This is a genomic window from Thiohalocapsa sp., assembly GCF_019695415.1.
Taxonomy (GTDB): Bacteria; Pseudomonadota; Gammaproteobacteria; order Chromatiales; family Chromatiaceae; genus Thiohalocapsa.
On the sequence record NZ_JAIFKJ010000550.1, the window covers coordinates 1 to 2,718 of the forward strand.

The following is a 2,718-nucleotide window of genomic DNA, read 5'->3' on the forward strand; positions in this document are numbered from 1 at the left end:
GCTTGACCCGCGCCCGCTGCTTCTTCTCGTCCACGCGCCGGGCCTTGGCGGCGCGGGACGGCTTGGTGGGGCGGCGCGGCTTGGGGACATGGCTGGCCTTGGCGATGAGCTCCACCAGGCGCTCGCGGGCATCGGTGCGGTTGCGCTCCCGTGTCCGATGCCGGTGGGCGTGGATGGTGAGCACGCCGTCGGAGTCCACGCGGGAGCCTGCGAGCTTCTCCAGGCGCGCCCGAACGCCCGCGGGCAGCGACGGCGAGCGGCGCACGTCGAAGCTGAGCTGCACGGCGGTTTCCACCTTGTTGACGTTCTGACCGCCGGGCCCAGGGGCGCGCACGAAGCGTTCGCTCAGCTCGTCTTCGTCGATGGCGATGTCGGGGGTGATGTGCAGGGTCATCTCGGTGGTGTGGGCTCGGTTCACCCTAGAATCGGAATTTGAGCGGCGAAGATCACGAAGAACACGGAGGCTTGAACCGACGGGGTTGGCCAACCCTATCGGTCGTTGCGGCGTCGTGCTCGTTGCATGAAAAATCAGCGCTGGCGTCAGCCCCCTGTTGCGGGCCGAAAGGGCCCTCAAGAGCGCAGCGCCGGACCTCAGTTTCCCGGCGCTGACCGCAGGGCGCGTTCACGCCGGCCCTAGGGCACCGCCCGCGAGCAGCCGGTCCAGGTGTCGCGCCACCGCCTCGTCCGCATGGCTGCCGATGCGCGGCAACTCCGGCAGGGCCTCGTGCACGCGCTGATCGGCGTTGTCCATCAACAGCGCCTGGCCGCCGCCGTCAGCGACGAGCCGAAGCATCTCCACGTCGTTGAGACCGTCTCCGAAGCAGATCACGTCGGCCGGCGTCAGCCCTAGATCATCGAGCAGGCTGGCCAGCGCTGCGCCTTTGCTCACCCCGGGTGCCAGCACCTCCAGCGTCTGCGGGAGCGAGAAGGTGGTGCCGATGGCCTCTCCGCAGCGGGCCACGAGCTCTTGCTCCAGCGCGAGCAGATGCTGGTGCTCGCCATGGTAGATCACCTTGAGCACATCGGTGCCGTCCAGCGCCGCGAAGTCCGCGAGCTGATAATGGAAGCCCGAGTCCTGGTGGTATCGCAGCAGGCTCGGGTCCGGCTCCTCCACCAGCCACGCGTCGCTGAGGAAGACGTTGGTATGCACGTCGCGGAACAGCGGGTCATGGAGCAGGAAGTCCAGGGGCTCCGACGGGAGGCGCGTGGCCTGCATGAGCCGACCGTCCGCAGCGTTGACGGCGGCGCCGTTGCAGCTGACCAGCCAGCCGCGCTGGGCGGAGTCATCGGCACCTATCGCGGCAGGGATGCCGCTCCCTCGGGTGCCGTGCCGTGCCGCATTGCCTGGCTCCATTGCCCGTCCTGCCAGCAACTGAGCGAGGACGCGTATGTCCATGAAGTGCCGCCCGGAGGCGAGCACCAGGTCCGCCCCCGCGGCGCGCACGCGCTGAAGGACGCCCCGCGTATAATCGCCCAGGCGGTGATCCGGCCCCAACAGGGTGCCGTCCAGGTCGGAGACCACCAGCTTGTACATCTCTCCGCGGCCTGTACTGGAGTTTGCAATCGGGGTGCAGCTTGGGGAAGGCCGGGGTGCATGTCCAGCCCTGCCGGCTTACGCTTGCGCCGCGCCGCCGCGTCCAACTTGCGTCCATCCAGAGCCATGTCCCTGACGACCACGCCTGCGGTGAGCTTCGGCTCCCGACTCCTGCTGCTGCTCCTGTGCGTGCTCACCGTCTTCGCGCTCGTTAGCTTGTCCGGCTGCGGCCCCCGCGATCACACGCTGGACCTCGTCGGCCGCACCATGGGCACCAGCTGGAGCGTGCAGGTGCCGCGCCCGCCCGCGGGTCTTGACGACGCGGCGTTATACGAGCGCATCAGCGCCGAATTGGCGAGCGTCAACGAGCGCATGTCAACCTACCAGGCGGACTCGGAGCTGTCGCGCTTCAACGTCGCCGAGACCACGGATTGGTTTCCGGTCTCTGCCGAGCTGGTCCGGCTCACGGATACCGCGCTCGCCGTCAGCACCCTCACCAACGGTGCCTTCGATGTTACCGTGGGGCCGCTGGTGAACCTCTGGGGCTTCGGGCCGGAGGTCAAGGCCGACCAGCTGCCGAGTCAGGCCGAGATCGACGCCGCCCGGGCCCGCGTCGGCTGGGACCTGCTCCACACCCGCGTCGAGCCGCCGGCGCTGCGCAAGGACCGGACCGACCTCTATGTCGACCTCTCCGCCATCGCCAAGGGCTACGGCGTGGACCGCATGGCGGCGGTGCTCGAGGACGTCGGCATCACCGACTACCTGGTGGAGATCGGCGGCGAGCTGCGCGGGCGCGGCCGCAATGCCGAGGGCGAGCCCTGGCGCATCGCCATCGAGCGCCCGGACGCCGGCCGGCGCGCTGTGCTGCGGGTGGTGGCGCTCACCGACCGCGCCATGGCCACCTCCGGTGACTATCGCAACTTCTTCGAGCTGGAGGGGCAGCGCTACTCCCACACCATCGACCCCGCCACCGGCCGGCCGGTGGACCACCAGCTCGCGTCCGTCACCGTCCTCGCCGAGCGCTGCGCCGAGGCCGACGCCTGGGCCACGGCCCTGCTGGTGCTGGGGCCGGCGCGTGGCATGACCGTGGCCAACGAGCGCGGCCTCATCGCGCTCTTTGTCGAGCGCTTCGGCGACGAGCTGCGGGTGACGGAGAGCACCGCCTTCGCGCAGATGGCGGGCGG

The 2,718-nt window shown here is 69.8% G+C and carries 3 protein-coding genes; 1 reads left to right on the forward strand and 2 read right to left on the reverse strand.

Features of this window, described 5'->3' with window-relative positions; translation table 11 throughout:
- Positions 1 to 394 (reverse strand): alternative ribosome rescue aminoacyl-tRNA hydrolase ArfB (arfB, locus tag I6U14_RS15170; RefSeq protein WP_296900362.1); only part of this gene is annotated, 394 nt, incomplete at its 3' end.
- Positions 395 to 622: 228 nt separating this feature from the next.
- Complete coding sequence (locus I6U14_RS15175; protein WP_296900360.1) at positions 623 to 1,534, reverse strand: HAD hydrolase family protein; 912 nt, start codon at positions 1,532 to 1,534, stop codon at positions 623 to 625.
- A gap of 126 nt (positions 1,535 to 1,660) precedes the next feature.
- Between I6U14_RS15175 and I6U14_RS15180 the strand changes: the two genes are divergently transcribed.
- Positions 1,661 to 2,718: FAD:protein FMN transferase (locus I6U14_RS15180; RefSeq protein WP_296900361.1), on the forward strand; the 1,058-nt coding region annotated here is incomplete at its 3' end.